The sequence below is a fragment of the Halomonas campaniensis genome, assembly GCF_014193375.1.
GTDB classification, from domain to species: Bacteria; Pseudomonadota; Gammaproteobacteria; order Pseudomonadales; family Halomonadaceae; genus Halomonas; species Halomonas campaniensis.
The window spans coordinates 211,704-237,182 of sequence record NZ_JACHZF010000001.1; the positions used below are offsets into that span (position 1 = coordinate 211,704).

Sequence of the window (25,479 nt, forward strand, 5' to 3'; positions counted from 1 at the left end):
TCGTGCCGGCTCGACGGAAATCGACAGCCGCCAGGCGTTTTTTGCATCCGCGCCGCGTCAGCGCTCAAGCTCGGCCAGGCGGCGTTCGAGGTAGCGCCGCTCGGCGCCCTGGCCACACAGCGCGAGGGCTCGCCGGTAGGCGAGGCGCGCCTCGTCTCGCCGGCCGGCGCGGCGCAGCAGGTCGGCCCGGGCGGCATGGAAGAGGTGATAGTCGGCCAGGGCGGCGTCATTCCCCAGCGTCGCCAGCTGGCGCAGGCCCGCCTCCGGGGTATCGCGCATGGCCACCGCCACGGCGTGGTTGAGGGCCACCACCGGCGAGGGCTGGCGGCGCTGGAGCGCCGCGTAGAGCCGGACGATGCGCGACCAGTCGGTGGCCTCCGCCCGGGGCGCCTCGGCGTGCACCGCGGCGATGGAGGCCTGCAGGGTGTAGGGGCCGGTGGGGGTGAGTTCCAGCGCCCGGGCCAGGCAGGCCAGGCCCTGGTCGATGCGCTCCCGGTCCCAGCGCCGCCGATCCTGGGCCTCCAGGGGGATCAGTTCGCCATCGTCGCCCTGGCGGGCGGCCCGGCGGGCATCGTGCAGCAGCATCAGCGCCAGCAGGCCGAAGGCCTCGCCCCGGGGCAGCAGCTCGACCAGCGCGCGGGCGGTGCGTATCGCCTCCTCGGCCAGGCTGACGTCGAGCAGCGCCTCACCGTCGCTGCGCGAGTAGCCCTCGTTGAACACCAGGTAGAGCACCCGCAGCACGCCGGCCAGGCGCTCCGGCAGGGCGGCGGACTGGGGCACCTCGTAGGGCAGGCCCAGCTCGCGCAGGCGGCGCTTGGCCCGCACGATGCGCTGGGCCAGGGTGGCGGGCCTGGCCAGCAGGGCAGCCGCCACCTGCTCGGTGGTCAGGCCGCACATCTCGCGCAGGGTGAGCGCCACCCGGTCCGCCATGGCCAGCGCCGGGTGGCAGCAGGTGAAGAGCAGGCGCAGCATGTCGTCCTGGATCGTCACGGCATCGAGGGACTCGAGGGTATCGAGCCCGAGCGGCAGGGCCTCGTCCTCCAGGGGGGCCTGCTGACGGGCGTGGCGGCGGGCCACCTGGTGCCGCCGGATCTGGTCGATGCCGCGGCGCTGGCCGACGCGGACCAGCCAGGCGACCGGGTGCTCGGGCACGCCCTCCCCGGGCCACTGCTGCATCGCACTGGCGAAGGCCTCCTGCATCGCCTCCTCGGCGAGATCGAAGTCACCGGTCAGCCGGATCAGGGTGGCCAGCACCCTGGGAGAGTGCTGCCGGTAGAGCCGCCCGATCTCGTGGTCCATGTCCATGGGGAATCACTGCCGCCTGAGCACCCCTACAGGATAGTCGGCGAGGGAAGCGCTTCCTGCCACAGGCCGGGGCGATGAGCGGCTATAGTGACGACATCACCCTTCCGCCTCAGGGGGCCCCATGCTCAGGTTCCGCAACGACCCCACCCTGCCCGCCCCGCTCTTCCCGGGCAGCCACATGGTGATCGACGACGACTACGTCTTCCTGTCGGGGCTCACCGCCGTGGACATCCAGGGCGGCGAGACGGTCATCGGCAACACCGCGGAGGAGACCCGCCTGGTGATGCGTCGCATCCAGCGCATGCTGGTTTCCGCCGGCTGCGACATGACCGATGTGGTGCGGGTCGACGTGCATATCACCGACCTCGACGAGATTCGCAAGATGGATGCGGCCTACGCCGAGTTCTTCGATGCCTGCCGCTACCCGGCACGCACCTGCACCCAGTCGCCGCGCATCTACGGCGGTGCCCGGGTCGAGATCACCGTGATGGCGCGACGCCCCGCCGAGAGCCGGGACGCCACGCCGGCCTCGGAGGCGGATCCGGAGCGCTCCTGAGCCTGGGCCCGCCCCTCACTGCAGGGCATGGGGGACCATGGGGTCCGGCCAGCCCGCCGGACCCACCATCACCAGCAGCCCCAGCAGGATCAGCGCCGCCCCGACCGGGCGCACCAGGCGAGCGCCGTGGCGCCCGACCTTCTCGTAGAGCATCAGCGCCGCGAGCGGCGCCATCCAGGCCAGGTTGGCGATCCCCACCACGAACATCACCAGCATCAGCGCCCAGCAGCAGCCGAGGCAGAAGGCCCCGTGGCGCAGCCCCAGGTCGAAGCCGCCGGCCACGCCCCGCCGATAATGGTTGAGCAGGAAGGCGCGGGGCGCCCGGCACTTGTCCAGGCAGCGCGCCTTGAGGGCCGAGAACTGGAAGGCGCCGGCGAGTACCAGCACGCCACCGGCCAGCCACTCGGGCCGCGGGTGAAGCCAGGGCCAGTGGGCCCCGAGCCCCTCCAGCAGCGCCATGGCGAGCAGCGCCGCCAGGCCGAAGGCGGTCCACACCACCAGGTAGCCGGAAAGGAAGCTGGCCCGGGCCAGGCGCGGATGGGGCTGCCCCACCGCCACCTGGCGATAGAGCCCGACCATGGGCAGCGTCGTGGGCAGCATCATCGCCGCGATGTGCACCTGCCAGGCCACCAGGAAGAGCGCCAGGCTGGCCCACAGCGCCATGCCGTCCGCCACCAGCCGATGGTGGTGCACCCACTGCACCTGGCCGGTCAGCTCGGCGGCGATGGCCAGCAACCAGGCCGCCAGGATGACCCCGGCGAGCAGCGGTGCGCGCCCCCAGGCGGGGCGCGCGGCGGTGACGGCGCTCACGGCCGATGCTCCATCATCCAGCGGGTCTGGATGGTGTTGTGCCCGTCGAAGGACCACTCCATGCCGTGCTGCGGCAGGGTCACCCGATAGCGCCGCGACTTGCCGAGATAGGCCGGCGCCCCCTTCACCGTGGTGAAGGCGCTGTCGTGCAGCGTCGCGGCGGTGCCGTCCGGCGAGACTCGGATGGGGGCGAAGGACGCCTCGAGCATCCCCTCGGCCTCCAGCCGCCCCTCGGCCTCGCGGGCCTCGTGGATGATCGGCACGCGCTCGACGGCGACCAGTTCGCCGACCAGGCTTGCCAGGTCGGCCAGCGGCCCGCCGAGCTTGCCACCGAAGGCATCCAGCAGGGCCTCGACCTGCTCATCCTCGGCGCGACTGTCGATCAGCAGCACCGAGCGCCAGCCGCCGGCCAGGGCGTTGCCCGGGATATGGGCGACGTTCACCAGGGTCAGGCCGGAGACATCGACGCCCCGAGCCGCCCCCCTCTCCAGGTGGAAGGCGATCAGCCCGAAGCACTCGCCCCCGTCCGGATCCTCCCCGATGAAGCAGGGGCAGGAGACCGCACAGGAGCAGATCTCCAGCATGGTGCCGTCCAGGTGGTAGCCCGCCGTGGGTGTTGCGGTTGTCGTTGTCGTGTTCATGTTGCACCTCCACCAGCGCAGGATTGGGTTGCCCGCGTGGCGAGATGTCGTGAGCGATCACGGCACCGGCCACGCCGGGGCACTCTCGCTCCACAGGCCGCCTCAGTGCGGCCAGCTCCCTGGCAACCCGGGGTCGCTTCGTCACGAAGCGCGGGTCGCCGCCGAGAAGTAGAAGTCCAGCATCCGATCGAGGGGTGCCGGATCCCGTGACAGGCGGCTGCGCAGGGCAGCGCCTTCCCAGCAGTTGAGCAGCAGGTTGGCCAATGCCCGGGGGTCGGCGTCGCGGGGCAGTTCGCCCTGCTGCTGCGCCTCCTCCAGGCAGGTGGCGAGCCGACGGGTCACCTCGCCGAAGCAGGACTCGATCCTGGCCGCGAAGGTGTCACTCACGCCGGAGAGCTCCTGCCCCAGGCCGCCCAGCATGCAGCCCAGGTAGCCATCCTGGCGGTACTTCTCCCGGGTCAGCTCGAAGAAGCGGCGCGCCCGCTCCAGCGGGGTCAGCGACAGGTCCCCCAGCGAGGCATCGAGCCCCCGATGCACCTCCTCCATGTAGCGGTCGATGACCTGCAGGGCGAAGTCCTCCTTGCTGGCGAAGGAGTGATAGAAGGACCCCTTCGGGGTGTGGGTCTGCTTGAGCAGTGCCTGGATGCCCAGGTCGTGGTAGCCGTGCCGCAGCAGCAGGGCAAGCCCCGCCTCGAGCAGGCGATCCCGCGTGGTCGTCGTCATTCGCCCTCCACTAGACCGACCGGTCTACTCTCAAGATAGGACGCGACCGGGCGCTGTCAAGGCGTCCGTCATGCCCGCGGAAAGCGGTTGCCGCCGACCTCCTGGGAGGCGGGCGGCAGGCCCCCGGGGCGTGCCGGGCTCATGGCTCCCTGTCGGTGATGTCTTCCACCCTGGCCGGGCGGGTCACGGTGCGGGCGGCGGGTCGCGCGCCCCTGGCCACGTCGTGGTGGCTGAGGACCACCACCTCCCTGGGCCACCACTCCGGGTGGTGGTCGCGGATGTAGGCGACCAGCTTCTCGCGGATACGGGCCTCCGCCTCCCAGGCGCAGATGGGTTCCGAGCCCATCAGGTAGAAGGAGACCTCCAGGGAGGTCTCGGTCTGGCCGGTCACGAAACAGGCCAGCTGGTCATGCTCGATGACCCCCTCGTCTTCCCGGGCGAAGGCCTGGAACCGCTCTCGCAGGCAGCCGATGTCGGCGCTCAGGTGCAGGTGGAGCACCAGCCTGCGGTACTGCTTGGCCTCCTTGGCCGAGAGGTTCTGGAAGGGCTGGGAGACGAAGTACCTGACCGGCACGATCACACGCCGCTCGTCCCAGGTGCGCAGCCGGATGAAGGTATAGAAGATGCCCTCCACGTAGCACCACTCGTCCTCGAACACCACGAGATCGCCGATCCGCACGGGCTTGGCCAGCGACACCTGGAAGGAGGAGAGGATATTGCCCAGGACCGCCTGGCCGGCGATGCCCACCAGCACCGTCAGGACACTGGCCGAGGCCAGCAGCGACAGGCCCAGGGTCCCGAAGAGCTCGATCTGGGCCAGGATATAGACCGTCACGGCGATCACCGTCACCAGGATGATGCCGCGCCGCAGGGCATACAGCGACGTGAGCAGCTTGCGCTCGTCGCGGTGCTTGGAGTCGTCGATCTCGCCCACCAGGCGCCGGGTCATCCGCAGCAGGAAGGTGTCCACCAGGCGCAGGGCCACCAGCCCCAGGCCCCAGGCCAGGATGACGATCAGCAGCACGCGGAAGCTGGCCGTGGCCGCCCCCGAGAAGGAGACCACATAGTCCAGCAGGATCTGGGCCATCAGCGACATGGCGATGAAGGCCAGCGGGACCCGGACGTTGGCGGTGAAGCTGCGGGGCATGCCTCCCGGCAGCCAGCGCGACACCACGCCCACCATGACGAAGACGCCCCAGCCCAGCAGCCCGATCACCACCAGGAAGAGCGGGATGGCGACCCACTCCCAGAGCTTGAGCATGCCGTAGGTCGTGTTGAAGCGATCCGGGATATGCTGCTCCAGCCAGGAGGGACCGTACTCCTCGTAGAGCAGGCCCACCGCCGAGATGGATTCCGGGGTGATCAGCCAGACCGCCTCGTCTTCCCCGACCCGGTAGCGACCCAGCCGGATGTCGTAGGTCTCCCCCCTGGCGTCCAGGGACACCAGGGGGAGATTGCGCCGCGGCTGGCCCGCCCGAGGGTGCTGTCCGGTGGCATCCTCGACCAGCGCATCCCGTCGGGCAGGCAGGTTGGAGACGTTGAGCCACTCGCCACGCCGAAGCACCTCGCTCAGCTGCCTGGCCAGCTCGCCTCCCCGCTCGGCCTGCTCCTCGGGGGTCAGGTCCGAGAGGTTGAGCAGGTGCGCCGCCTTCGCGAACTCGCCCTCCTCCGTCAGGGCCATGAAGCTGCGTACCGCCTCGCGCGGCGTCACCCGCCGGACCTCGTCGGGAGCCTGACCGAGCCCGGCGTTCAGTTCATCCGTGGTAAACCAGAACCGCCCGTCGTCCTCCTCGATCTGCGCGAGGCTCAGGGGGGAGGCCAGTGCCAGTGCCAGCAGGATCCATGCGGCGAGTGTCTTCATGTCTCTGGGCAGCCATCGAAGGGGCCCCGCGCAGCCGGGCCATGGGGGGAAAGGGGTTGCCCCGGCATGCCGCCATCGGCAGCATGTCGGTGTCGACTCCTATCCAAGTACACCTCACGGCGGGATGCAACGCCCGCGACGGGCGCACGGGACGGGCCGCCGCCCCTGCCGAGCACCCACTCTCCCCGCCTTCACCCCTGACCAGGAGCCCGGATGTCAGCCACCCCGCAGGGACGCGACCCCCACGGTGAAGCGCGCCCTCCGCGCGACCTCGAGACACTGCTGGCGATCCTCGAGGCGATCGAGGCGCCCTCGGGAAGGGTTCGCTTCGAGGAGATCCTGGAGGCGATCGGCCGGCGCTCCTTCGGCCCGCTGCTGCTGCTGGCCGGCGTGGTCACCCTGATGCCGGTGATCAGCGGGATCCCCGGGGTACCCCTGCTGATGGCCTGCTTCACGCTGCTGGTGAGCGTCCAGCTGCTGATGGGGCGCCGTACCTTCTGGCTCCCGGGCTGGCTGCGCCGTCGCTGGGTCTCGCGCACGGCACTGCACAAGGGGCTCGGCTACCTGCATCGCCCGGCCAGGGGGGTGGACCGCCTGCTCCATCAGCGGCTGGCCTTCCTGACCGGCCGAAGGGGGACCCAGGCCAGCGCCCTGGCCTGCCTGCTGGTGGCGGTGAGCATGCCGCCCATGGAGCTGGTGCCCTTCTCCGCCAACGTCGCGGGGCTGACGCTGACGCTGTTCGGGCTGGGGCTGATGGCGCGGGACGGGCTGCTGACGCTATTCGCCTTCCTGCTGGCGGGCGCGAGCCTGGCGGTAGTGGGCATCGCCCTGATCTAGGTGCTCGGCGCTAGGTGCCCGTGGCGGCGCCGGTGCGCTGACGCCGGGGGCCGGCCAGGCAGGCCGCCAGCAGGATCAGGCCCGCCACGGTGGCGATCATCCCGGCGGCACTCACCGAGACATCGAAGCCGAAGCCGAGCCAGCCGAGCCCATGGCCGGCCAGCAGGTAGCCCAGCACCGCCGAGACCACCGCGAAGAGCTGGCTCCAGGCGATCTGTCGGCCGAGCCGGTTGGTCATCAGCCGCGCCGCAGCGGCGGGGCAGATGAACATGGCGATGACGATGATCGACCCCACCGCCTCGAAGGCGGCGATGGCGGCGATGGCGACCAGGGTCACCAACAGCAGGTCGACCAGGGCCGGATGCGCCCTCACGCTGGCGGCGAAGTCGGGATCGAAGCTGCCGAGCACCAGGTGACGGCGGAAGACCACCAGGAAGGCCACCACCAGCAGGCCCACCCAGGCGGCGCGCCCCAGCTGGGGGGGCAGGTCGGCCAGGGCCACCGGGTCGACGAGCGCCGCGGGCCCGGTGCCGTCGAACCAGATCAGGCTCTCCAGGTTGCCGTAGAGGGCATGTTCCACGTCCAGGTGCACCCCGCTGGCGCCGTGCCACTCCAGCAGCAGCACCCCCAGGGCGAACAGGCTGGTGAACACCACGCCCATGGCGGCGCTGGCCTCCACCCGCCCGAGCCGGCGGATCAGCTCGATCATCACCACCGTGACCAGCGCCGAGACCCCGGCGCCGAGCATCATCGCCGTGGAGGCGAGCGTGCCGGTGAGTACGAAGCTGACCACGATGCCGGGCAGCGCCACGTGGCTGATGGCGTCGCCGATCAGGCTCTGGCGGCGCAGCACCAGGAAGTTGCCGAGCAGCGCACAGGTCATCGAGATGATCACCGCCACGGTCAGGGGCACCAGGCTGAACATCATGAAATCGCTCATGGACGCATCTCCCGGAGGCCCATCAGCTGCGCCTCCAGTGCCATGATCGCGTCCGCCGAGAGCACCTGGGCGATGGGCGTGAGCCCGGCATGCTCGCGATGCAGGGCATCGTCGGGGTAGCGTTCACGGTAGAGCGCCCAGAGCCGCTCCTCGTGCTCGGCATCACGCGCCGCGGCCTGGCCCGGCGGCGTGGCCACCCCGTCGCGGCGGATGTAGCCGCGGCGACGCAGCAGCGACAGCGTCAGGCCGTCGAAGATCGGTTCGTCGCGCCCCAGGGCCAGCAGCCCCTGGCGCAGGTGGACGCGCTGCCGGAAGCGCCGGTAGGCGAGCAGCGAGGCCAGCACGCCACGGCGCGGCGAGAACAGGAAGGAGGCCAGGAACAGCCCAAAGGCGCAGAGCACGATCAGCGGCCCGGTGGGCAGCCCCTCGCTGACGCTGGAGAGGGTCACCCCGAGATAGCCCGACAGCGCCCCGAGCAGCGCCGCCAGGGCGACCATGGCCATGGGCTGGTCGGTCCAGAAGCGGGCCGCCACCGGCGGGATGATCGTCAGGGCCACGATCAGGATCAGCCCGGTGACCTTCATCCCCACCACCACCACCGCCATCAGCAGCATCAGCAGCAGCAGGTCGACCCGCCAGGTGTTCACCCCCTGGGTACGGGCGAAGTCGGCGTCGAAGCAGACCATCAGGAAGTCGCGGCGCATGACCAGCACCGCGGCCAGCAGCCCCAGGGCACAGGCCGCGATCAGCTGGGCCTCCGAGGCCAGCATCCCGGCCGTGGCCCCCACCAGGTAGCCGGTCAGGCCCGACTGGCCGGTCACCCGCATGGACTGGATGACGGTGATCAGCACCACCCCGAAGGCGAAGAAGGTGGAGAGCACCGCGCCGATGGCGGCGTCCTCGCCGAGCCGGGTGCGGGCGCTGATCGCCTGCACGGCCCAGAGGCCCAGCGCCGCGCTGGCGGCGGCCCCGAGCAGCAGCGCCGGCAGCAGGCGGCCGTCCCCGGTGACCAGGCCCACGAGGATGAAGGCCAGCGCCAGACCGGGCAGGGTCGAGTGGCTGATCGCATCGCTGACCAGCGCCCGCTTGCGCAGCAGCACGAAGGTTCCAACCATGCCGGCGGCGGCGGCCAGCAGCATCGAGCCGAGGGTCACCACGCTGGTGTTGTAGCCGAGGCTGAAGGTCAGGGCATGCCACCAGGTCTCCATCAGCGCCCCCCGACCTCGGCGGCGGAGCCGACCAGCCGGGCCAGCTGCACCGGGCTCAGGCGACCGCCGTAGGTCGCCTGCAGGTGGCGCTCGACGAACACCTCCGCCACCGGGCCCGCGGCGATGCGACGGACGTTGAGCAGCAGCACGTGGTCGAAGTAGTCGCGCACCGTGGAGAGGTCATGGTGCACGCAGAGCAGCGTGCGTCCCTCGTCGCGCAGAGACTTGAGCACCTCGACGATGGCGGTCTCGGTGGCCGCATCCACCCCGGCGAAGGGTTCGTCGAGGATGGTCAGGTCGGCCTCCTGGACCAGCGCCCGGGCCAGGAACACCCGCTGCTGCTGGCCGCCGGAGAGCTGGCCGATCTGTCGGTCGGCGAAGGCCTCCATGCCGACCCGCCCCAGGCTCTCCATGGCCCGGCGCCGGTGGTCCCGCCCGCTGAACTGCCACCAGCGCAGGTCGCGGAAGAGCCCCATGGCCACCACGTCGATCACCCGGGCCGGAAAGTCCCAGTCGACGCTGTTGCGCTGGGGCACGAAGGCCACGTGCCGCGACATCTGCTCGATCGGCCGGCCGAAGACGCGCACCTCGCCGGTGAGCCGGCGGGTGATGCCCAGCGCCGCCTTGAGCAGGCTCGACTTGCCCGCCCCGTTGGGGCCGACGATGGCAGTCATGCTGCCGGGCGGCACCACGAAGTCCACGGAGTGCACCACCGGGCGGTGGTCGTAGCTGACGGTCAGCCCCTGGATGGCGAACGGGCTGGCGATGACCTCCCTGGCGAGGCGCGGATCGGGCATCAGGGCTGCTCCTCGAGACGGGTGAGGCGACCGAGCCGGCCGCCCGCGGGGGCCTCGCCGCCCAGGGCGCGGGCGATCAGGGTGACGTTGTGGTCGAGCATGCCCAGCCAGGTGCCCTCGTAGCTGTCGGCCGGGCCCATGGCATCGGAGAACAGCTCGCCGCCGATGCGCACCTCGTGCCCCCTCGCCTCGGCGCCCTCGACCAGCGCCCGCACGTTGCGGTCGGAGACCGAGGTCTCGATGAACAGGGCAGCGATCTCCCGCTCCACCAGCAGCCCCACCAGCGACTCGATACGCGCCAGGCCCGCCTCGCTCTCGGTGGAGAAGCCCTGGATGCCCAGCACCTCGAAGCCGTAGGCGTCTCCGAAGTAGCCGAAGGCGTCATGGGCGGTGACCAGCACCCGGGACGCTTCCGGCACGCTCTCGAGCACCTCGCGGGCGTAGGCATCGAGGGCCTCGAGCTCCTCCAGGTAGGCATCGGTGCGGGCGGCGAAGGCCTCGGCGTGCTCGGGGGCCAGCTCGCTCAGCGCGTCGCGGATGGCCTCCACGGCGAAGCGCCAGCGGCTCGGGTCCATCCACACGTGGGGGTCGGGCTGGTCGGGATACTCCTCGTCGGCCAGGCGCGCCTCGCGGGGCACCGCCTCCCCCACCGCGATCACCGGGCTGCGCTCGGCCAGGCGCGCGAGGAAGGATTCGAGCTGCACCTCCAGGTAGAGGCCGTTCCAGAACACCGCGTCGGCGCGGGTCATGGCGGTGATGTCGCCGCGGGTCTGGCGATAGAGATGGGGGTCGACCCCCGGCCCCATCAGGCCGCGCACCTCGACGTGATCGCCCCCCACCTCGCGCAGCACATCGGCCACCATGCCGGTGGTGGCGACCAGTTGCAGCCGGCGGTCCTCCTCGGCCAGCACCGGAGAGACCAGCAGCAGACAGACCGGCAGCAGAGAGACCAGCAGGATGGACAGGCAGGCGACTCGACGAAACAGCGACACTCGGCACTCCTTGTACGGACTCCCCGGCGGGACGGGAGCGTGGCGGCGGGAGGGATGCCCGCCATTGACCCAGCCTATAGGGTACCGCGTCAGGCGCCCGATGCTAATTGGCTGCGCCTACCTGGCCCATAGGGGGTCAGAGTGTGCCGCCGACCTCGATGCGATAGCCGAGGTCGATTCGTCGCTCGCCGGGCGCCTCGCCGCGGATGCGCGCCAGCAGCTCGGCGGCGGCACGCCGGCCGATCGCTTCCCGCGGGGTGATCACGCTGGCCAGCCGCGGCGCCATCACCTGGCCGACATCGTGGCCGTGGAAGCCGGCGATGGCGACCCGCTCGGGCACGGCCACGCCGCGGCGCAGGCACTCGAAGTAGGCGCCCACGGCCACGTCGTCGTTGGTGCAGAAGATGCCATCGCACTCGGGGTAGTCGGTGAGGATCTCCGCCATCAGTGCCGCCCCCACGCTGTAGGAGGAGCGCTGGGTGCGCTGGAGGGTCAGCGGGGTCAGCCCTTGGGCCTCCATGGCCTGGCGAAAGCCCTGCTCGCGCTGCCGGGTCCGCTCGTCGAGGCGCACCGCCAGGTAGAGGATCCGGCGCCGGCCGCGGCGGATCATCGTCTCGGTCATCTCGCGGGCCGCGGCCACGTTGTCGTAGCCCACCGCCTGGTGCAGCGGACGCGTGAGCGAGTCCATGATCTGCACGGTGGGAATGCCGGCGGTCTCCAGCATCCGGCGGCTGCGCGTGGTGTGGTGGCTGTCGGAGAGGATCACCCCGTCGACGTTGTAGGAGAGCAGCGAGGCCAGGCTGCCCTCCTCGCGTTCCCGGCTGTAGCCATAGTGGGAGAGCATCAGGTGGTAGCCGGCCGGCTCGGTCATCGCCTCGATGCCGACCAGCACATCGGCGAACACCTGGTTGGTCAGCGAGGGGACCAGCACCCCGATGGAGTGGCTGGTGGAGCGGGAGAGCAGGTCCGGCGCGCGGTTGGGAATGTAGCCGACCTGCTCCGCCGCCGCGAAGATGCGCTCCCGCAGCGCCTCGGAGACCGTCGCAGGATCCCGCAGGCAGCGGCTGACGGTCATCTTGGTGGCGCCGACCCGGTCGGCGATGTCCTGGAGCGTGGGGCGTCGTTTCTTCACGGAGCAGCGCAGTCCCTGGCTGGTGTCGAGGGGGGCGTGATCGGACCGGGCATCATGCCTCACGCCCGGCCGTTCGCCAACGGAGGAAGGCCTCGACCAGCGCCTCCGGCGAGTGGCCGACATCCAGCGTCAGCGCCTCGTCGGCAGCGGGGGGCTCCAGGGTCGCGAGCTGGCTGTCGAGCATGGTGTCGCCCTTGAAGAAGTGCCCTTCCCGACTCGCCAGCCGCTCGCGCAGCTGCTCGCGACTGCCGTTCAGGAAGAGGATGGCCAGCCCCGGGTCACCCTGGCGCAGGATATCCCGGTAGCGAAGCTTGAGCGCCGAGCAGCCGATGACCACCGAGGCCTGGCGCCGGCGATAGTCGGCGAAGCAGCCCGCCAGGGTCTCGAGCCAGCCCTGGCGGTCGGCATCGGTGAGGGGGATACCGCGAGCCATCTTGTCGATGCTGGACGCCGAATGGTGGTCATCGCCATCGATGTAGTCGGCCCCCAGCCGCGCCGCCAGCAGGCGGCCGACATGGGACTTGCCCGAGCCGGACACTCCCATCACCAGGATACGCTGTGCCGTCGTCACATCCCGCCCCTTGTTCAGTTGCCGCGCACGGCGGCCAGATCGGGTAGCCAGGTGACGATGCCCGGGAAGGCGATCAGGATCACCAGCACCACCAGCAGCGTCGCGTAGTAGGGCAGCATCGCCCGGACCAGCGCCTCCATGGAGACCTTCCCGACGCCGCAGCCCACGTACAGGCAGGTGCCCACCGGCGGCGTCAGCAGGCCGATGCCGAGGATGAACGCCATCAGCACCCCGAAGTAGACCGGGTCGACCCCCACCGAGGTGACGATCGGCGTGAGCATCGGCGCCATGATCACCATGGCCGGGGTCAGGTCCATCACGAAGCCCACCAGCAGCAGCAGGCCGGCGACGATCAGCAGCAGCAGGAAGGGCTCCTGGGTTATCGCCTGCACCTGACGCACCAGGGTCTGGGGCACCATGTTGATGGTCAGGAACCAGGCGATCACCGTGGCGAAGGCCAGCAGCAGCAGCACCATGCCGGTCAGCCGGGCGGTGCGGATCAGCATCCCCCACAGCGCCCGCAGCGGGAACTCGCGATAGACCACCAGCGAGATGAACAGCGAGTAGAGCAGCGCGGCCACGGCCGCCTCGGTGGCGGTGAACACCCCGCCGATGATCCCGCCGATGACGATCACCGGCAGCACCAGGGCCAGCCAGGCGGCCTTGAAGGCCTGCCAGAGCACATCGAGGCGAAATTTCCGGGTCTGCCCGGCGTGCTGGACGGTGGCGATGATGAAGGTGGTGAACATCAAGCCGGCGCCGATCAGCAGCCCCGGGACGATGCCGGCGATGAACAGGCGACTGATCGAGGTCTCGGTGACGATGCCGAACAGGATCAGCGGGATCGACGGCGGGATGATGATGCCGATCACCGAGGAGACGGTGTTGATGGCGGTGGCGTTGGCCGCCGTGTAGCCCTGCTGCTTCATGGAGGGGATCATCATCGCGCCGGTGGCCGCGGTGTCGGCCACCGCGGAGCCGCTGATGCCGCCGAAGAACATCGAGCCGGTGATCGCCACCTGGCCGAGGCCGCCGCGCACGAAGCCCACCAGGGCACCGGCCAGGTCCATCAGCCGGCGGGCGATACCGCCGTGGCTCATCACCTCCCCCACCAGGATGAAGAACGGGATGGCCAGCAGCGGGAAGCTGTTGACGCCGCGGATCGACTGCTCGATGAGGATCGACAGCGGGATATCGGAGAGCACGGCCATGACCACGGCGGCCACGCCCAGGCCGAAGGCGATCGGCAGGCCGAGCGCCAGCGAGGCAAACAGGATGCCCAGGAAGATCCACAGCATGGTCTAGCGACCTCCTTGGTGGTCCGGCGAGGCCGGGTGGCGGATCTGGGCCAGGCTCTGCCAGGCGCGCCACAGCGCCACGGCCAGGATGAAGGCGGCGCAGAGCACCAGTGAAAGGTTGATCAGGTTCCACGGCACGCCCAGCAGGGCCGTGCGGCCGGTGGAGCGGGACATCACCACGTAGCCGCCCCACAGCACCACGCCCATCAGGCCGGCGATGATCAGGTGCTGCAGCAGGTAGAGGGCATGGGCGGCGCGCGGCCGCAGGCGGCGCACCAGGAAGTCGACGGCGATGTGCTCGTAGCGGGCGAAGGCCGCCGCGGCACCGATGAAGATCAGCCAGATGAACAGCATGCGCGCCAGCTCGTCGGCCCAGGGCAGCGAGTGGTTGAGCAGCGAACGGCCGACCACGTTGGCCGAGACCGCCACGATCAGCGCCACCAGCAGGGCGGCGATCAGCTGCTCCATCGCCAGGGTCACCCAGCGGAACAGCGCCGGCCCGCGGCGGGTCTCGGTGTCGATCTCCAGCGGCGCCCGGTTGGGATCGTCGAGGTAGGCACCCGCCTCGTCGATGGCCGCCTGGATATCGCGAGCCTCGTGGGGGCGCGGTGCCGGTGAGGAAGGGGAAGGCATGGGGCTACTCCGGGGGCCGGGACAGGCGTCGAGCCTGGGATCCCGGCCGGTCAGTTCGCTCCCGGCCCGCCGGGCGGCGGGCCGGGAAGATCGACGCGGATCAGTCGTTCATCACCGACTCGACGATCGCCTGGATGTCACCGATCAGCTCCTCGCCGATGCGCGGGGCCCACTCCTCGTAGACCGGCTGCACGGCTTCCTGGAAGGCAGCGATCTGCTCGTCGTCGAGACGGGTGATCTGCATGCCGCGCTCCTCGAGCTGATCGCGGGACCAGTCGTCATACTCGGTGGCCAGCTGGATCTCGTACTCGGCGGACTGGCGGGCGGCCTCCTGGACCAGTGCCTGGTACTCGGGCGCCAGGCGGTCCCAGGTGCGCTCGGACATCATCATGATGAACGGCGTGTAGACGTGGCGGGTCTCGGAGCCGTAGTCCTGCACCTCATGGAAGTTGGAGGTGAGGATGGTGCTCCAGGGGTTCTCCTGGCCGTCGACCACGCCCTGCTCCATGGCCGAGAACAGCTCGCCGAAGGCCATCGGCGTGGGATTGGCGCCCAGCGTCTGCCAGATCGCCAGGTGCACCGGGTTCTCCATGGTGCGCACGGTCAGGCCACGCACGTCCAGGCCGGCCACGTCCTCCGGGGAGGCCACCGGACGGGCGCTGTTGGAGAGCTGGCGATAGCCGTTCTCGGAGAAGGTCAGCGCCTTGATGCCGGTGCCGTCGAAGGCATCCAGCATGGACTGGGCCACGTCGCTCTGCATCACCGCGACGGCGGCCTCGCGGGTGGGCAGCAGGAAGGGCAGGTCGAAGGCCGCCAGCTCCGGGACGTAGGTCACCGCCGGCGAGCTCGAGGGGTAGCTCAGGTCCAGGGTGCCGGTCTGCAGCATCTCCATCATCTGCACGTCGTCACCCAGCTGGCTGTTGGGGAAGATGTTGACGGTGATGCGGCCCTCGGTGCGCTGGCTGAGGATCTCGCCGAAGTACTGGCTGGAGAGGTACTGCGGGGAGGTCTCGGCCAGGCCGATGCCCATGCGGAGGGTATGGCTGCCGTGGTCGCCGACCACCTCGCCGTCGATGGCGGGCGGGTCGGAGAGGTCGGGGGACTGGGCCTGGGCCGCGAGGGCGACGCCCAGGGTCAGGCTGGCCACACCGGCCAGGGTGAGCGTGCTGCGCCGGATAAGCATCATGGCGTGAATCTCCAGTGGCTGTTGTTGGTTGTCGATGAACTGGATGGGAGGGCAGACCGTCCCGGCGGATCAGGATGTCATCCTGGCATCCGCCCGAGATGTTACCGGTAAATGTTACCGGTAACTCCTTCGGAAAGGCTAGGTCTCGCTCCGAAGGCTGTCAACGTGAAAGCGGCATCGAATGACTAGACCTTGGTAGGAGTCTCGTGGGGAGCGGCGGGCCAGGGCCCGGTTCATTCCACGGGATCGAACACGCCCGATTCGCGGATCGCCCGACCGACCTCGCGCAGGACCCGCTCCGCGGGTTCGAGCTCGCGCTCGCCGCGGGTGCAGGCGACCACCACCACCCGGCGCTCGGCGGCGCCCTCGCCGTGGAAGGCGATGCCGGCATCACAGCTGCGGCGATGCTGGGTCCCGGTCTTGTGGGCGAAACGGATCCCGGGGCCCAGGCCCGCCTTGAGGCGTGCCTCGCCGCTGGTGGTCCTGGCCATGATCGCCAGCAGCTCGGCGGTGGCCGCGGGCCCCAGCGCCCTGCCCTCGCCGATGGCCGCCAGCAGCTCGCCGAAGGCATCCAGGCGCCCGGCGTTCAACCCGCTGGCGTAGTAGGCGTCGAAGGCGGCATCGAGGCTCGGCAGGGCAAAGCGCTCCTCCGGCACCCCGAGCCGTCGGGCCAGGGCCGCCAGGCTTGCCTCGTCCGCCTCGGCCCGGCGCAGCGCGATGAAGTCCATTCCGCCCAGGGCTCGGGCGGCGGGATGCAGCCGCCCGTAGGCTTCGCGTCGCACCTCGATCAGGGGCGTGATGGGCCCCAGGCTGCCGGGGTCGGGCACCAGCGACCGGGCGCGCCGATTGACCGCGTCGAGGCCCAGCCGCGCGATCAGCAGGTCGGTGGCGGTGTTGTCGCTTTCGGTGAGCATCGGCTCCAGCAGCTCGCCCAGGGTCAGGGTCGTCCCGGGCTCCTCCCAGTTGGTGGGGCCGGCACCGTCCACATAGTCCCGCTCGCGCAGCACCAGCGGCTCGTCCAGGGCGAGCTCGCCCGCCTCGACGCGAGCCAGCAGTTCCACCGCGACCGGCACCTTGACCAGCGAAGCCAGGTACCAGGCCTCGTCGTCGCGCCAGCCGAACCGACGCGCCTCGTCCAGCGGCCGCACATGCACGCCCAGTTCGCCGTCGAACCCGGCCTCCAGGACCGCCAGCCTCGCCTCGAGCCGTGCCGGCCAGCCCGGCATCTCCCCGGCGGACGCGGGCCAGGCCAGGGTCACCAGCAGCAGCAGGGCGAACCGGCGCATCAGCGACGCTCCCGCAGCCAGACGGTCAGGGCGATCCAGCCGGCGGTGGCCAGCACCAGGGCCAGGCCGATGCCCAGCACCTGCGGGTAGGCATAGACCTGCCAGGCCTCCAGCAGGAAGCGGAAGACCCCGAAGATCACCACGATGTGGAAGATGAAGGCCTTGAGGGCATCGGAGCCGATCACGGTGATCGGCCGCAGTACCGCGGCGGCCGGCTCGCCCCCGAGCAGGCAGAGCGCCAGGATCACCAGGGCACCGCCCAGGCTGAACAGCATGAAGGGCAGTTCCGGCGGATGCTTGCCCTGGTTCCAGGCCACGGCCATCAGGGCGTCGTAGGGCTCGCGCTCCGCCGCCCCCAGCGCCAGGGCGAGGAAGGCCAGCAGCATCAGTCCGCCCGCCGCGGCCAGCCCCAGCACCAGGCGCCGACGCGCCACCGGCTGCCAGTAGCCGCGCAGCATCGCCTCGCCGATCAGCAGGCCGACCATCACCAGCGGCAGTCGCGAGAGCTGGCCCCAGGCGTAGTGGTCGTCGTCCTCGACCAGGATCGCCTTGAGCGGTTCGATGCCCCAGAAACTGGCATGGCGCTCCAGCCACCCGGCGACCAGGGCGATGGCCACGGGCAGGACCAGCCGGGACCAGAGCGCCAGCCGACGCCACAACGGCAGCACCCAGGGCAGCCACAGCAGGGCGATGGCATAGAAGCCCAGGATCTCGACCCAGATCGGGAAGCGCTGGTAGAGCAGGGTGTCGAGGATGTCCTCGGGGGCGTAGAGCGGCAGCATCTCGACCACCGTCAGCACCTTGTACCAGAACAGTACCTCCAGACCGCGCAGGATCAGCTTGAGCCGGCGCTGCGGCCAGCCCGGCTCCCCGGCGCGGGGCAGGAAGGCCACCGCCAGGGCGATGCCGAAGACCACGATGAACAGCGACGAGGAGAACTTGGTGAGCAGGTGGATCGGCACCATGCCCCAGTCGGGCACCTGGCGAATGCCGAGCAGCCCGCTCACGGTGTGGCTCAGGATCATCAGCGCGATGGCGATGCCGCGGGCCAGGTCGATGGCCTCGATACGCCCCTGCCCGGCGGGCAGCCGCGGCCGCTCGACGAGCCCCGCCTTGATTCCCTTCCCTGGCATGGATCTCTCCTCTCCGGCAATGGCGGCCGTCAGTCGCGGTCCGAAAGGCGGGTGACGCGCTCCAGCGTCAGGCGACGCCCCTCGCTTGGCGAGAACTCGAAGGTCCCCTCGACCCTGACCGCCTCCCCCAGGTGGGGGGCGATCTCGTCGTGGGGGAAGATCTCCACCCGGTGCAGGTCCTCGTCCTCGATCCAGTAGTGCAGCGGCTCCTCGAAGTGGCGTACCACCCCCTGGGTGGCCACCCGGCGGCCGTCGTGGGCGGCCGGCTCGTTGGCCAGCACCGGCAGCGGCACCTCGACCAGGTCCGGCTCGCCGCCGCAGCCGCCGAGCCACAGCAGGAGCAGGGCCAGGGAAAGCATCGGCAGCTGGGGCATCGTCGCGGGTCCTCTCGACCCCGTGCGGGGGCATGCTGGGGATTTTTTCATTCCACAGAGCTTGTCCCACCTTCTGCGCGACGGCAACCGGGCTATCCTCAAGGAAGGGACACGACCATTCAGCCGGAAGGGAGGCAGCCACCGCCAGTACTCGGCCCCAGCGGCCGAAGGAGAGTGTGTCATGACCATGCCGATGACCCTCAGGGAGTACCTCAGGTCCTGCGACATCGACTTCGAGGAGCTTCCCCACCCCCGCGAGACGATCACCAGCCGCATCGCCGAGAAGTCGCATGTCTCCGGCGACCGCATGGCCAAGGCGGTCATGCTGCACAGCGACTCCGGCTACCGCCTCGCCGTGGTGCCCAGCAGCTGCGACGCCGACCTCGAACAGCTGGCCAGGCTGTTCGACGAGCACAAGGTCGAGCTCGCCTCCGAACAGATGATCATGGAGCACTTCCGGGACTGCGACGCCGGTGCGACCAGCCCGGTCGGCCAGGCCTACGGGCTCCAGGTCTACGTGGACGACATGCTGCTGCACCAGCCCGACATCTACTTCGATGCCGGTGACCACGAGACCCTCGTGCACATGAGCGGGCGGGAGTTCGACCGCCTGATGCACGACAGCCCCCACGGGCGCTTCAGCCGCCACTACTGAGCCTGGCGCGCCCTGCTTCCCCCGGGCCGCGATCCGCGTTGATCGCGGCCCTTTCCTGCCGCCCCCCCGACTGCGCTATCGTAGCGCCAGCGTCTCGTCGCCCCCTCGCCAGGAGATCCCATGCCGCGCCGTCGCCCTCCCCTTGCCGCCCCGCTCCTCGCCCCGCTCCTCGCCCTGGCCCTGCTCGTCCTTCCCGCGGCCGCCCCGGCCGACGCGTGTCCCGCTCCCGGCCAGTGGCAGCGCGACGGAGCGGCGATCGCCGGCGATACCCTGATGGGCGAACTGGCCGCCAGCCGGGTGGTGCTGCTGGGCGAGCAGCACGAACGTCTGGCCCACCACCGCTGGCAGCTGCACACCCTGGCCGCCCTGCATGCCCACCGCTCGCGCATGGTGATCGGCCTGGAGATGCTGCCCCGGGAGGCCCAGCCGGCGCTGGACGCCTGGGTGGCGGGCGAGCTCGACGAGGCCGAGTTCCTCGCGGCGAGCGACTGGCAGGAGGCCTGGGGCTACGACCCCGAGCTCTACCTGCCGATCCTGCATTTCGCGCGCATGCACCGCCTTCCGCTGGTGGCGCTGAACGTCACCCCCGGCCTGCGCGGCCGGCTGGTTGAGGCGGGCTGGGAGGCGGTGCCGGCGGCGGAGCGCCACGCCATCCCCCCGCCGGCGCCCGCCAGCGACGCCTATCGCGAGGCGCTGGGCGAGGTCTACGCCCGCCATCCCAGCGCGGGCGAGCACGAGGCGGGGCTGACGCGCTTCGTCGCGGCCCAGCTCGTCTGGGACCGGGCCATGGCCGCCGGCCTCGCCGAGGCCGCGGCTCCCGACACCCTGGTGGTGGGCCTGATGGGTCAGGGGCACCTGACCTTCGGCCACGGCGTGCCGCACCAGCTCGACGACCTGGGCATCCGCGACCATCGCACCCTGCTGCCCTGGAGCCTGGAGGAGGGCTGCACGCCGCCGGAGGGCATCGCCGACGCCCTCTTCACCCTCGGTGACGAGCGTGGCTTCGAGCCGCCCGAGCCCCAGCGGCTGGGCGTGCTGATCGCGGCCCACGAGGCGGGCCTGCAGGTGATGGGGGTCGTTCCCGACAGCCTCGCCGAATCGCTCGGCCTCGAGGCGGGTGACGTGATCACCGCCGCCGCGGGCCGACGGCTCCAGGCGCCGGGCGACCTCACCGCCCTGGTGCGCCGCCAGACGCCCGGGACCCTGCTGCCGCTCACCCTGCAGCGCAACGGCGCCACCGAGGAGCGGCTGGTCCGCTTCCCGGTCGCGACGCCATGAGCCGGCCCGTCCGGGCCCTGGCGGCCGGGCTGCTCGCCCTGCTGGGGCTGGCGGCGGTGGGGATGGCCTGGGGGACCACGCCACCGGACCCCGCCGCCCGCAGCCTGTCGATCCGCCTCGACCCGGCCACCCGCCAGCTGGAGGGCGAGCTGCGCCAGGCCCTGCCCGCGGGTGGCCGCTTCCGGCTGCTGGAGGGGCTCACGGTGACCGAGGCCCGCCGCGGCGACCGGGAGCTCGCGCTCACCCGAGACGCCGAGGGACGCTGGCGGCTCCCGCCGGGCGGCAAGGAGACCGTGACGCTGCGCTGGCAGGGCACCCTGCCCGAGGCCGGCGAGCACGACCGCCACCGCCTGGCCGCCGACGGCACCCTGCTGCCAACCCGGGCCGGCTGGTACCCCCACCTGGCCGATGCGGCCGGCCCCCTGTGGCTGACGGTCCGGGTGCCGGAGGGGCAGCGCGCCGTGGCCAGCGGCTCCCTGCAGGAGGAGGCGCTGGTCGACGACGAGTGGCAGGCCCGCTTCCACCATCCCCGCACCCGCGAGGTGGAGGTGGCCGCCGGTCCCTGGCGACTGCGCGAACGCGAGGTCGAGGGCGTGCGGCTGCGCACCCTGTTCCCGGAGGCGCTGGACGCGGCCTTCGCCGAGACCTACCTGGACCATGCCGCCGAGCACCTGGCCCTCTTCCAGGCCCGGCTGGGCCCGCTGCCCACCGGCAGCTTCTCCATCGCCGCCACGCCGGCGCCGGTGGGCCTGGCCTTCCCGGGCTTCACCCTGCTCGGCGAGCGTGTCATCCCGCTGCCCTTCATTCCCGACACCTCCCTGCCCCATGAGCTGATGCACGCCTGGTGGGGGGCCGGCGTCGGGGTCGACTACCCGAGCGGCAACTGGGCCGAGGCCCCCACCACCTACCTGGCCGACTACGCCCTGGCCGAACGGCGAGGCGAGGCCGAGGCGATGCGTCGCCGCTGGCTGACCAACCTGGCCGCCCTGCCCCCCGGCGAGGAGATCGCCCTGATCGACTTCCGCGGCGGCCCCGACCCGGCCGGTCGCCTGATCGGCTACCAGCACGGTGCGATGCTCTTCCACATGTTGCGCCAGCGGATCGGCGACGACGCCTTCGACCGCGGCCTGCGCCAGCTGGGCGAGGCCTGGATGCACCGCACCGCCGACTGGGCGGCGCTGATCGAGGCCTTCGGCGAGGGCGCCGGCGAACCCGTGGAAGACCTCGTCACCCCCTGGCTCACCCGGCCCGGCCGCCCGTCGCTGCAGCTGGCGTCGGTGCGGGTGGAGCCCCGCGACGGCGGCTACTGGCTGAGCGGCGAGCTGCACCAGCGCGGCGCCCACGCCCCCTGGCCGCTGGCCGTGCCGCTGGTGGTGGAGACCGAGACGGGCCCGGTCCGGCTCATCCAGCACATGGCAGGGACCCGACAGTCCTTCGGCATACCGCTGGCCTCGCGCCCGCGGGCCCTGGAGGTGGACCCCGGCGCGGACCTGCTGCGCCACCCCGGCGCCATGCCGGCCATCCTGCGCCAGCTCACCCTGGACCCGGCCACCCGGGTGCTGGCGCTGGACGAGGCCCTGCGACCGCTGGCCCATCGGGTACTGGGACGCGAGGCCGAGTCGCTCGAGGCGTCCGCCGCTCCCCGGGGCGACGCGGGCGAGCCGCTGCTGGTGATCGGGACCACCGGAGCCCTGCGGGCTTGGCGCGAGGCCAGCGGTCTCCCCGAGCCGCCCCGCTCGCTGGATGCCGCCGGACAGGCCCGCTTCTGGATGGTGCCCGGCCGGCGGATCGGCCTGCTCGGCGGCGACGATGGCGAGGCCCTGGCCCGGCTGGCCGGTGTCCTTCGCCACCACGGCCAGCGCAGCTACGTGGTTCAGGGCGCGGGCGGCGAAACCCGGGAAGCGGGCACCTGGGAGGTCGAGGAGAACCCGCTGCGCCTCGAGTTCCCCCCTGGGCCCGGGGATGGCCAGGCGCGGCCTGCGCAGGCATCATGGGCGCCCCTGTCCAACGACTCCGAGGTCCATCGCTGCCGATGAGAATCCTGATTCGCACCTTCTTCCGTGGCCTGCGCCTGGTGCTGGCGCCGGTCGTGCTGATCGCCGAGAAGCTCTCCACCCCCCAGGCCATCGAACGCTCCGAGGAGGAGCAAGCCCGGGTCGACGAGGCTTGCCAGTCCCTGGCGCTCTACCAGTTCCGCACCTGTCCGTTCTGCGTCAAGGTGCGCAAGGAGATCGCCCGCCTGGGGCTGAAGATCGAGGTCCGCGACGCCCAGCTCCACCCGGAGCACCGCCGCGAGCTGGCCGAGGGCGGCGGCCGGATCAAGGTGCCCTGCCTGAAGATCGCCCAGGACGATGGCCGCGAGGAGTGGCTCTACGAGTCCGACGCCATCAACGCCTGGCTGAATCGCCGCTTCGGCAAGGGCGCCCAGCCCGGCTGACAGGGCCTGCCGCACGGCGCACTGGCGCCGGGAAGTGGTTTACCTTATGTTACAGGTGCCGGGTGCATGGGGCTCGTGACACCCGGCCAAGCCTCCTTCCCTGCCAGGAAACGCCGACCATGGACAAGGACTCGCCTCCCCCTCCCGCCCAGCCCCAGCTGACCCATGACGAGCTGCCGAAGGAGCACGAGGACCCGCTGATTCGTCACCTGCACGTGATCATCCGCTATGCGGTGAAGCTGCTGGCGATGCTGATGGTGCTGGTGATCCTGTGGGGGGTGTTCGACGTCGTCTACGTGCTCTACAGCAAGTTCATGACGCCGCCCTACTTCATCTTCGAAGTCAGCGATATCTTCGTCATCTTCGGCGCCTTCATGGTGGTGCTGATCGCCATCGAGATCTTCATCAACATCCGCCTCTACCTGGGCACCAACATCCTGCCGATCCGCCTGGTCATCGCCACGGCGCTGATGGCGATCGCGCGGAAGGTCATCATCCTGGATATCGACACCATCTCGGCCGAGCACCTGTTCGCCATTGCCGCGGTGGTGATCGCCCTGGGCGTCACCCACTGGCTGGTGGGCAAGCAGGGCTGAAAGGAGGCAAGCCCGCCGGGGCTCAGCCCGCGGCGGGACGCCGGGCCCGCAGCAGCAGGTTACGCGGGGTCAGCTCGCGGTCACAGAAGGTCCCCAGCTCCGCCGAGAACCCGGCCTCCATGAGCAGGCAGAGGCGATCCAGCGCCAGCCACACCTCCAGGGGCCGGCGGAACAGGTGGCGCACCAGCTCCAGGCGCGCCACCTCGGCATGGCGCCGCCATCCCGCCGCCTCGAGCCGTGCCCACTCCACCCCCGGGGGCAGCGCCATGCCCTTGCGCGCCGCGGCCCAGCGGCAGAAGCCCTCGAAGGTCGCCGGCATCCGGCCGTAGGCCAGGCTCGGCACCGGCAGGTACTCGTCCACCCCACGCAGCTCGCGCTGCAGTCGATCGAAGCCGAGCCGCCAGGCGCCGGCCCGCTCGCGGCTGCGCTGCACGTGGCGCGGGGCGGTGACGGTCTCCTGCACGGCAAGCGACAGGTCGTCCCGGGAGAGCGTCAGGCCGTGGGATGCGGCCAGGGCTCGCCCCTGCCGGGAGAGCGGCCGATAGACTGGCTCGGCCGTGCGCTGGTAGCAGCAGGGCGCCAGGGTCACTGCGCTGCCGGCCGCCGCGGCGAGCTCCAGCAGGCGCACGTGCAGGTCGCCGCAGGCGTGCAGCGCCGCCACATGGGTCCGGGGCGACAGCCAGCCAGCGGCGTCCTCGTCCATCACGTCCTGGACCGCCATCCGCACCGCCGCGCCCTGGCGAGCGGCCAGCTCCCGGCCCTGCTCGCAGAGGGCCGGCTGCCACTCCAGGGCGGTCACCTCCACGCCATGCCAGCGCGCCAGGCTCCTGGCCAGGTGACCCTTGCCGGCGCACCACTCAATCAGCGTCTCGCCCGGGGCAAGCCGCACCTTCGGCAGGAAGGCCTCGATCTGCTGCCACTTGCGTCCGCCCACGTGCTGGCGCCAGGGTTCGGGCAGCGACACGGCATCGGGGGAGAGGCGCGGCAGCGCCACCAGCTCGGCCAGGGCTTCCACGGGGAGCCAGGGAGCCAACGGCGAGGCGTCGAAGGGGTCTGCCTGTAGCCGGGACAGCGCCGCGTCGTCGAGGGCCAGAAGGGCCGCGTGCAGCCGGGGATGAGCCTCGGCCCAGGGCACGGGAGCGTGCTGGAACGGCAGCGGGCGCCACAGCGGCTGCCACTCGGCCAGCCGCTCGGTCAGGCGGTGAAGGCGCTGGTCGGGGCTCAGGGAATCGGGCATGGCGTCGCGCTCTCGGCAGGAGGGAGCATTGTAGGGGCTTCGCGTTCGGCTTGCATGGACGCCCGCCAGGCGACAGAGTTCGGGGTTGCGCCGCGTTTCCGACGGCCCGCCCTCGTTCCCACTGCCCGGAGACCCTGCGATGCCCGACCCTTCCGAGACCCCTGCCCGCAGCGTGCTGGTCACCGGCTGTTCCAGCGGCATCGGCCACGCCGCCGCCCACGGCCTGGCCCGTCGCGGCTGGCGGGTATTCGCCACCGCCCGCCACGAGGCGGACCTGGCCCGGCTGCGCCACGAGGGCCTGACCGCCCTGCCCCTGGAGCTGAACGACAGCGCGTCGATCAACGCCTGCGTCAAGGCGGTGCTGGCCGAGACCGGCGGGCGGCTCGACGCGCTGTTCAACAATGCCGCCTACGGCCAGCCCGGGGCCGTGGAGGACCTCTCCCGCGAGGTGCTGCGCGCCCAGCTGGAGACCAATCTTCTCGGCACCCACGAGCTGACCTGCCGGGTGCTGCCGGTGATGCGACGCCAGGGCGGCGGGCGGATCGTGCAGAACAGCTCGGTGCTGGGGTTCGCCGCCCTGCCCTACCGTGGCGCCTACGTCTGCTCCAAGTTCGCCCTGGAGGGGCTGAGCGATACCCTGCGCCTGGAGCTGGCCGGCACCGGCATCCACGTCAGCCTGATCGAGCCGGGCCCCATCGCCAGCCGTTTCCGCGAGAACGCCTACCGCGCCTTCAAGGCGCATATCGACGTCGCGGGCAGCGCCCACGCCGATACCTATCGCGCCGTCGAGGCGCGGCTGGCTGGCCGCGACGATGGTGGCCGCTTCACCCTCGGGCCCGAGGCCGTGGTCGACCGGCTGGTGCATGCCCTGGAGAGCCCGCGCCCCAGGGCGCGCTACTAAGTGGCTATTCAAAATTAATCGTGCGCTCAGACCCGTAGCCGCCAAGTAGGCGACAGACCTCCTTGCTGAGGTGGTCAAATGAGAGATAGGCA

At 71.2% G+C, this 25,479-nt stretch carries 26 protein-coding genes; 8 read left to right on the forward strand and 18 right to left on the reverse strand.

Translation table 11 applies throughout. From position 1 onward, the window contains the following. Positions 1-57 precede the first annotated feature (57 nt). The gene (locus tag BDK63_RS00950) at positions 58-1,305 is read right to left on the reverse strand and encodes an RNA polymerase sigma factor (RefSeq protein WP_183329435.1); all 1,248 of its coding nucleotides are present in this window, start codon (positions 1,303-1,305) and stop codon (positions 58-60) included. Positions 1,306-1,426: 121 nt separating this feature from the next. Here BDK63_RS00950 and BDK63_RS00955 point away from each other — a divergent pair, with 121 nt between their 5' ends. Then, positions 1,427-1,861 carry a RidA family protein gene (locus BDK63_RS00955; RefSeq protein WP_183329436.1) on the forward strand — a complete coding sequence of 145 codons (435 nt, stop codon included), beginning with the start codon at positions 1,427-1,429 and terminating at the stop codon, positions 1,859-1,861. A 15-nt stretch (positions 1,862-1,876) separates the two neighbouring features. On the opposite strand, the gene BDK63_RS00960 is transcribed toward BDK63_RS00955, so the two are convergent. The 4 genes from BDK63_RS00960 to BDK63_RS00975 all read right to left on the reverse strand — a co-directional run bounded on the left by BDK63_RS00960 (position 1,877) and on the right by BDK63_RS00975 (position 5,896). Then, the gene (locus BDK63_RS00960; protein ID WP_221202429.1) at positions 1,877-2,671 is read right to left on the reverse strand and encodes a copper chaperone; all 795 of its coding nucleotides are present in this window, start codon (positions 2,669-2,671) and stop codon (positions 1,877-1,879) included. Further along, on the reverse strand, positions 2,668-3,312 hold the full coding sequence (locus BDK63_RS00965; RefSeq protein ID WP_183329437.1) for a DUF1326 domain-containing protein: 645 nt from the start codon (positions 3,310-3,312) through the stop codon (positions 2,668-2,670). Before BDK63_RS00965 ends, BDK63_RS00960 begins: the two co-directional genes overlap by 4 nt. Before the next feature lie 141 nt (positions 3,313-3,453). Next, a complete protein-coding gene (locus tag BDK63_RS00970) occupies positions 3,454-4,035 on the reverse strand; it encodes a TetR/AcrR family transcriptional regulator (RefSeq protein WP_183329438.1) in 582 nt (193 codons plus the stop codon). Between the two features lie 139 nt (positions 4,036-4,174). Continuing rightward, entirely contained in the window at positions 4,175-5,896 is a 1,722-nt protein-coding gene (locus tag BDK63_RS00975; RefSeq protein ID WP_183329439.1) for a mechanosensitive ion channel family protein, read from the reverse strand. 213 nt (positions 5,897-6,109) lie between these two features. Here BDK63_RS00975 and BDK63_RS00980 point away from each other — a divergent pair, with 213 nt between their 5' ends. Beyond that, a complete protein-coding gene (locus BDK63_RS00980) occupies positions 6,110-6,733 on the forward strand; it encodes an exopolysaccharide biosynthesis protein (RefSeq protein WP_183329440.1) in 624 nt (207 codons plus the stop codon). Between the two features lie 10 nt (positions 6,734-6,743). On the opposite strand, the gene BDK63_RS00985 is transcribed toward BDK63_RS00980, so the two are convergent. From BDK63_RS00985 to BDK63_RS01040, 12 genes are all read right to left on the reverse strand, one after another. Beyond that, complete coding sequence (locus BDK63_RS00985; RefSeq protein WP_183329441.1) at positions 6,744-7,673, reverse strand: metal ABC transporter permease; 930 nt, start codon at positions 7,671-7,673, stop codon at positions 6,744-6,746. Then, the gene (locus BDK63_RS00990) at positions 7,670-8,881 is read right to left on the reverse strand and encodes a metal ABC transporter permease (protein ID WP_183329442.1); all 1,212 of its coding nucleotides are present in this window, start codon (positions 8,879-8,881) and stop codon (positions 7,670-7,672) included. The genes BDK63_RS00985 and BDK63_RS00990 overlap by 4 nt, the downstream gene beginning before the upstream one ends. Beyond that, positions 8,881-9,678: a metal ABC transporter ATP-binding protein gene (locus BDK63_RS00995; protein WP_183329443.1), complete on the reverse strand. Its 798-nt coding sequence runs from the start codon at positions 9,676-9,678 to the stop codon at positions 8,881-8,883. The genes BDK63_RS00990 and BDK63_RS00995 overlap by 1 nt, the downstream gene beginning before the upstream one ends. Next, complete coding sequence (locus tag BDK63_RS01000) at positions 9,678-10,670, reverse strand: metal ABC transporter solute-binding protein, Zn/Mn family (protein WP_221202432.1); 993 nt, start codon at positions 10,668-10,670, stop codon at positions 9,678-9,680. The genes BDK63_RS00995 and BDK63_RS01000 overlap by 1 nt, the downstream gene beginning before the upstream one ends. Before the next feature lie 136 nt (positions 10,671-10,806). Further along, positions 10,807-11,802 (reverse strand): gluconate operon transcriptional repressor GntR, encoded by a 996-nt coding sequence (gene gntR, locus BDK63_RS01005; RefSeq protein WP_343065254.1) that lies wholly within the window; start codon positions 11,800-11,802, stop codon positions 10,807-10,809. A 52-nt stretch (positions 11,803-11,854) separates the two neighbouring features. After that, positions 11,855-12,373 carry a gluconokinase gene (locus BDK63_RS01010; protein ID WP_425485911.1) on the reverse strand — a complete coding sequence of 173 codons (519 nt, stop codon included), beginning with the start codon at positions 12,371-12,373 and terminating at the stop codon, positions 11,855-11,857. Positions 12,374-12,387: 14 nt separating this feature from the next. After that, positions 12,388-13,671 carry a TRAP transporter large permease gene (locus BDK63_RS01015; RefSeq protein WP_183329445.1) on the reverse strand — a complete coding sequence of 428 codons (1,284 nt, stop codon included), beginning with the start codon at positions 13,669-13,671 and terminating at the stop codon, positions 12,388-12,390. A 3-nt stretch (positions 13,672-13,674) separates the two neighbouring features. Beyond that, entirely contained in the window at positions 13,675-14,304 is a 630-nt protein-coding gene (locus tag BDK63_RS01020; RefSeq protein WP_183329446.1) for a TRAP transporter small permease, read from the reverse strand. Between the two features lie 100 nt (positions 14,305-14,404). Beyond that, positions 14,405-15,490 carry a TRAP transporter substrate-binding protein gene (locus BDK63_RS01025; RefSeq protein ID WP_183329447.1) on the reverse strand — a complete coding sequence of 362 codons (1,086 nt, stop codon included), beginning with the start codon at positions 15,488-15,490 and terminating at the stop codon, positions 14,405-14,407. 233 nt (positions 15,491-15,723) lie between these two features. After that, the gene (locus BDK63_RS01030; protein ID WP_183329448.1) at positions 15,724-16,776 is read right to left on the reverse strand and encodes a serine hydrolase; all 1,053 of its coding nucleotides are present in this window, start codon (positions 16,774-16,776) and stop codon (positions 15,724-15,726) included. After that, positions 16,776-17,909 carry an acyltransferase family protein gene (locus tag BDK63_RS01035; protein WP_183329449.1) on the reverse strand — a complete coding sequence of 378 codons (1,134 nt, stop codon included), beginning with the start codon at positions 17,907-17,909 and terminating at the stop codon, positions 16,776-16,778. Before BDK63_RS01035 ends, BDK63_RS01030 begins: the two co-directional genes overlap by 1 nt. A 29-nt stretch (positions 17,910-17,938) precedes the next feature. After that, complete coding sequence (locus BDK63_RS01040; RefSeq protein ID WP_183329450.1) at positions 17,939-18,283, reverse strand: hypothetical protein; 345 nt, start codon at positions 18,281-18,283, stop codon at positions 17,939-17,941. 181 nt (positions 18,284-18,464) lie between these two features. Between BDK63_RS01040 and BDK63_RS01045 the strand changes: the two genes are divergently transcribed. From BDK63_RS01045 to BDK63_RS01065, 5 genes are all read left to right on the forward strand, one after another. Then, positions 18,465-18,938, forward strand: a complete 474-nt coding sequence (locus tag BDK63_RS01045) for an aminoacyl-tRNA deacylase (RefSeq protein WP_183329451.1) — start codon at positions 18,465-18,467, stop codon at positions 18,936-18,938. 120 nt (positions 18,939-19,058) lie between these two features. Then, positions 19,059-20,216 carry a ChaN family lipoprotein gene (locus BDK63_RS01050; protein WP_183329452.1) on the forward strand — a complete coding sequence of 386 codons (1,158 nt, stop codon included), beginning with the start codon at positions 19,059-19,061 and terminating at the stop codon, positions 20,214-20,216. Beyond that, positions 20,213-22,252, forward strand: coding sequence for a M1 family metallopeptidase (locus BDK63_RS01055; protein ID WP_183329453.1), 2,040 nt, complete (start codon positions 20,213-20,215; stop codon positions 22,250-22,252). The genes BDK63_RS01050 and BDK63_RS01055 overlap by 4 nt, the downstream gene beginning before the upstream one ends. Continuing rightward, positions 22,249-22,653 carry a glutaredoxin family protein gene (locus BDK63_RS01060; RefSeq protein WP_183329454.1) on the forward strand — a complete coding sequence of 135 codons (405 nt, stop codon included), beginning with the start codon at positions 22,249-22,251 and terminating at the stop codon, positions 22,651-22,653. Before BDK63_RS01055 ends, BDK63_RS01060 begins: the two co-directional genes overlap by 4 nt. A 119-nt stretch (positions 22,654-22,772) precedes the next feature. Continuing rightward, the gene (locus BDK63_RS01065; RefSeq protein WP_183329455.1) at positions 22,773-23,249 is read left to right on the forward strand and encodes a phosphate-starvation-inducible PsiE family protein; all 477 of its coding nucleotides are present in this window, start codon (positions 22,773-22,775) and stop codon (positions 23,247-23,249) included. A gap of 22 nt (positions 23,250-23,271) precedes the next feature. Here the strand turns inward: BDK63_RS01065 and BDK63_RS01070 are convergent, their stop codons facing one another. After that, entirely contained in the window at positions 23,272-24,486 is a 1,215-nt protein-coding gene (locus BDK63_RS01070; RefSeq protein ID WP_183329456.1) for a methyltransferase, read from the reverse strand. Positions 24,487-24,625: 139 nt separating this feature from the next. Between BDK63_RS01070 and BDK63_RS01075 the strand changes: the two genes are divergently transcribed. Further along, a complete protein-coding gene (locus tag BDK63_RS01075) occupies positions 24,626-25,387 on the forward strand; it encodes an SDR family NAD(P)-dependent oxidoreductase (RefSeq protein WP_183329457.1) in 762 nt (253 codons plus the stop codon). Positions 25,388-25,479 lie beyond the last annotated feature (92 nt).

Coding starts and splice junctions, on each gene's coding strand:
- BDK63_RS00950 (WP_183329435.1), bottom strand. CDS start 1,305: ATGGACATGGACCACGAGATCGGGCGGCTCTACCGGCAGCACTCTCCC.
- BDK63_RS00955 (WP_183329436.1), top strand. CDS start 1,427: ATGCTCAGGTTCCGCAACGACCCCACCCTGCCCGCCCCGCTCTTCCCG.
- BDK63_RS00965 (WP_183329437.1), bottom strand. CDS start 3,312: ATGAACACGACAACGACAACCGCAACACCCACGGCGGGCTACCACCTG.
- BDK63_RS00970 (WP_183329438.1), bottom strand. CDS start 4,035: ATGACGACGACCACGCGGGATCGCCTGCTCGAGGCGGGGCTTGCCCTG.
- BDK63_RS00975 (WP_183329439.1), bottom strand. CDS start 5,896: ATGAAGACACTCGCCGCATGGATCCTGCTGGCACTGGCACTGGCCTCC.
- BDK63_RS00980 (WP_183329440.1), top strand. CDS start 6,110: ATGTCAGCCACCCCGCAGGGACGCGACCCCCACGGTGAAGCGCGCCCT.
- BDK63_RS00985 (WP_183329441.1), bottom strand. CDS start 7,673: ATGAGCGATTTCATGATGTTCAGCCTGGTGCCCCTGACCGTGGCGGTG.
- BDK63_RS00990 (WP_183329442.1), bottom strand. CDS start 8,881: ATGGAGACCTGGTGGCATGCCCTGACCTTCAGCCTCGGCTACAACACC.
- BDK63_RS00995 (WP_183329443.1), bottom strand. CDS start 9,678: ATGCCCGATCCGCGCCTCGCCAGGGAGGTCATCGCCAGCCCGTTCGCC.
- BDK63_RS01015 (WP_183329445.1), bottom strand. CDS start 13,671: ATGCTGTGGATCTTCCTGGGCATCCTGTTTGCCTCGCTGGCGCTCGGC.
- BDK63_RS01020 (WP_183329446.1), bottom strand. CDS start 14,304: ATGCCTTCCCCTTCCTCACCGGCACCGCGCCCCCACGAGGCTCGCGAT.
- BDK63_RS01025 (WP_183329447.1), bottom strand. CDS start 15,490: ATGATGCTTATCCGGCGCAGCACGCTCACCCTGGCCGGTGTGGCCAGC.
- BDK63_RS01030 (WP_183329448.1), bottom strand. CDS start 16,776: ATGCGCCGGTTCGCCCTGCTGCTGCTGGTGACCCTGGCCTGGCCCGCG.
- BDK63_RS01035 (WP_183329449.1), bottom strand. CDS start 17,909: ATGCCAGGGAAGGGAATCAAGGCGGGGCTCGTCGAGCGGCCGCGGCTG.
- BDK63_RS01040 (WP_183329450.1), bottom strand. CDS start 18,283: ATGCCCCAGCTGCCGATGCTTTCCCTGGCCCTGCTCCTGCTGTGGCTC.
- BDK63_RS01045 (WP_183329451.1), top strand. CDS start 18,465: ATGACCATGCCGATGACCCTCAGGGAGTACCTCAGGTCCTGCGACATC.
- BDK63_RS01050 (WP_183329452.1), top strand. CDS start 19,059: ATGCCGCGCCGTCGCCCTCCCCTTGCCGCCCCGCTCCTCGCCCCGCTC.
- BDK63_RS01055 (WP_183329453.1), top strand. CDS start 20,213: ATGAGCCGGCCCGTCCGGGCCCTGGCGGCCGGGCTGCTCGCCCTGCTG.
- BDK63_RS01060 (WP_183329454.1), top strand. CDS start 22,249: ATGAGAATCCTGATTCGCACCTTCTTCCGTGGCCTGCGCCTGGTGCTG.
- BDK63_RS01065 (WP_183329455.1), top strand. CDS start 22,773: ATGGACAAGGACTCGCCTCCCCCTCCCGCCCAGCCCCAGCTGACCCAT.
- BDK63_RS01070 (WP_183329456.1), bottom strand. CDS start 24,486: ATGCCCGATTCCCTGAGCCCCGACCAGCGCCTTCACCGCCTGACCGAG.
- BDK63_RS01075 (WP_183329457.1), top strand. CDS start 24,626: ATGCCCGACCCTTCCGAGACCCCTGCCCGCAGCGTGCTGGTCACCGGC.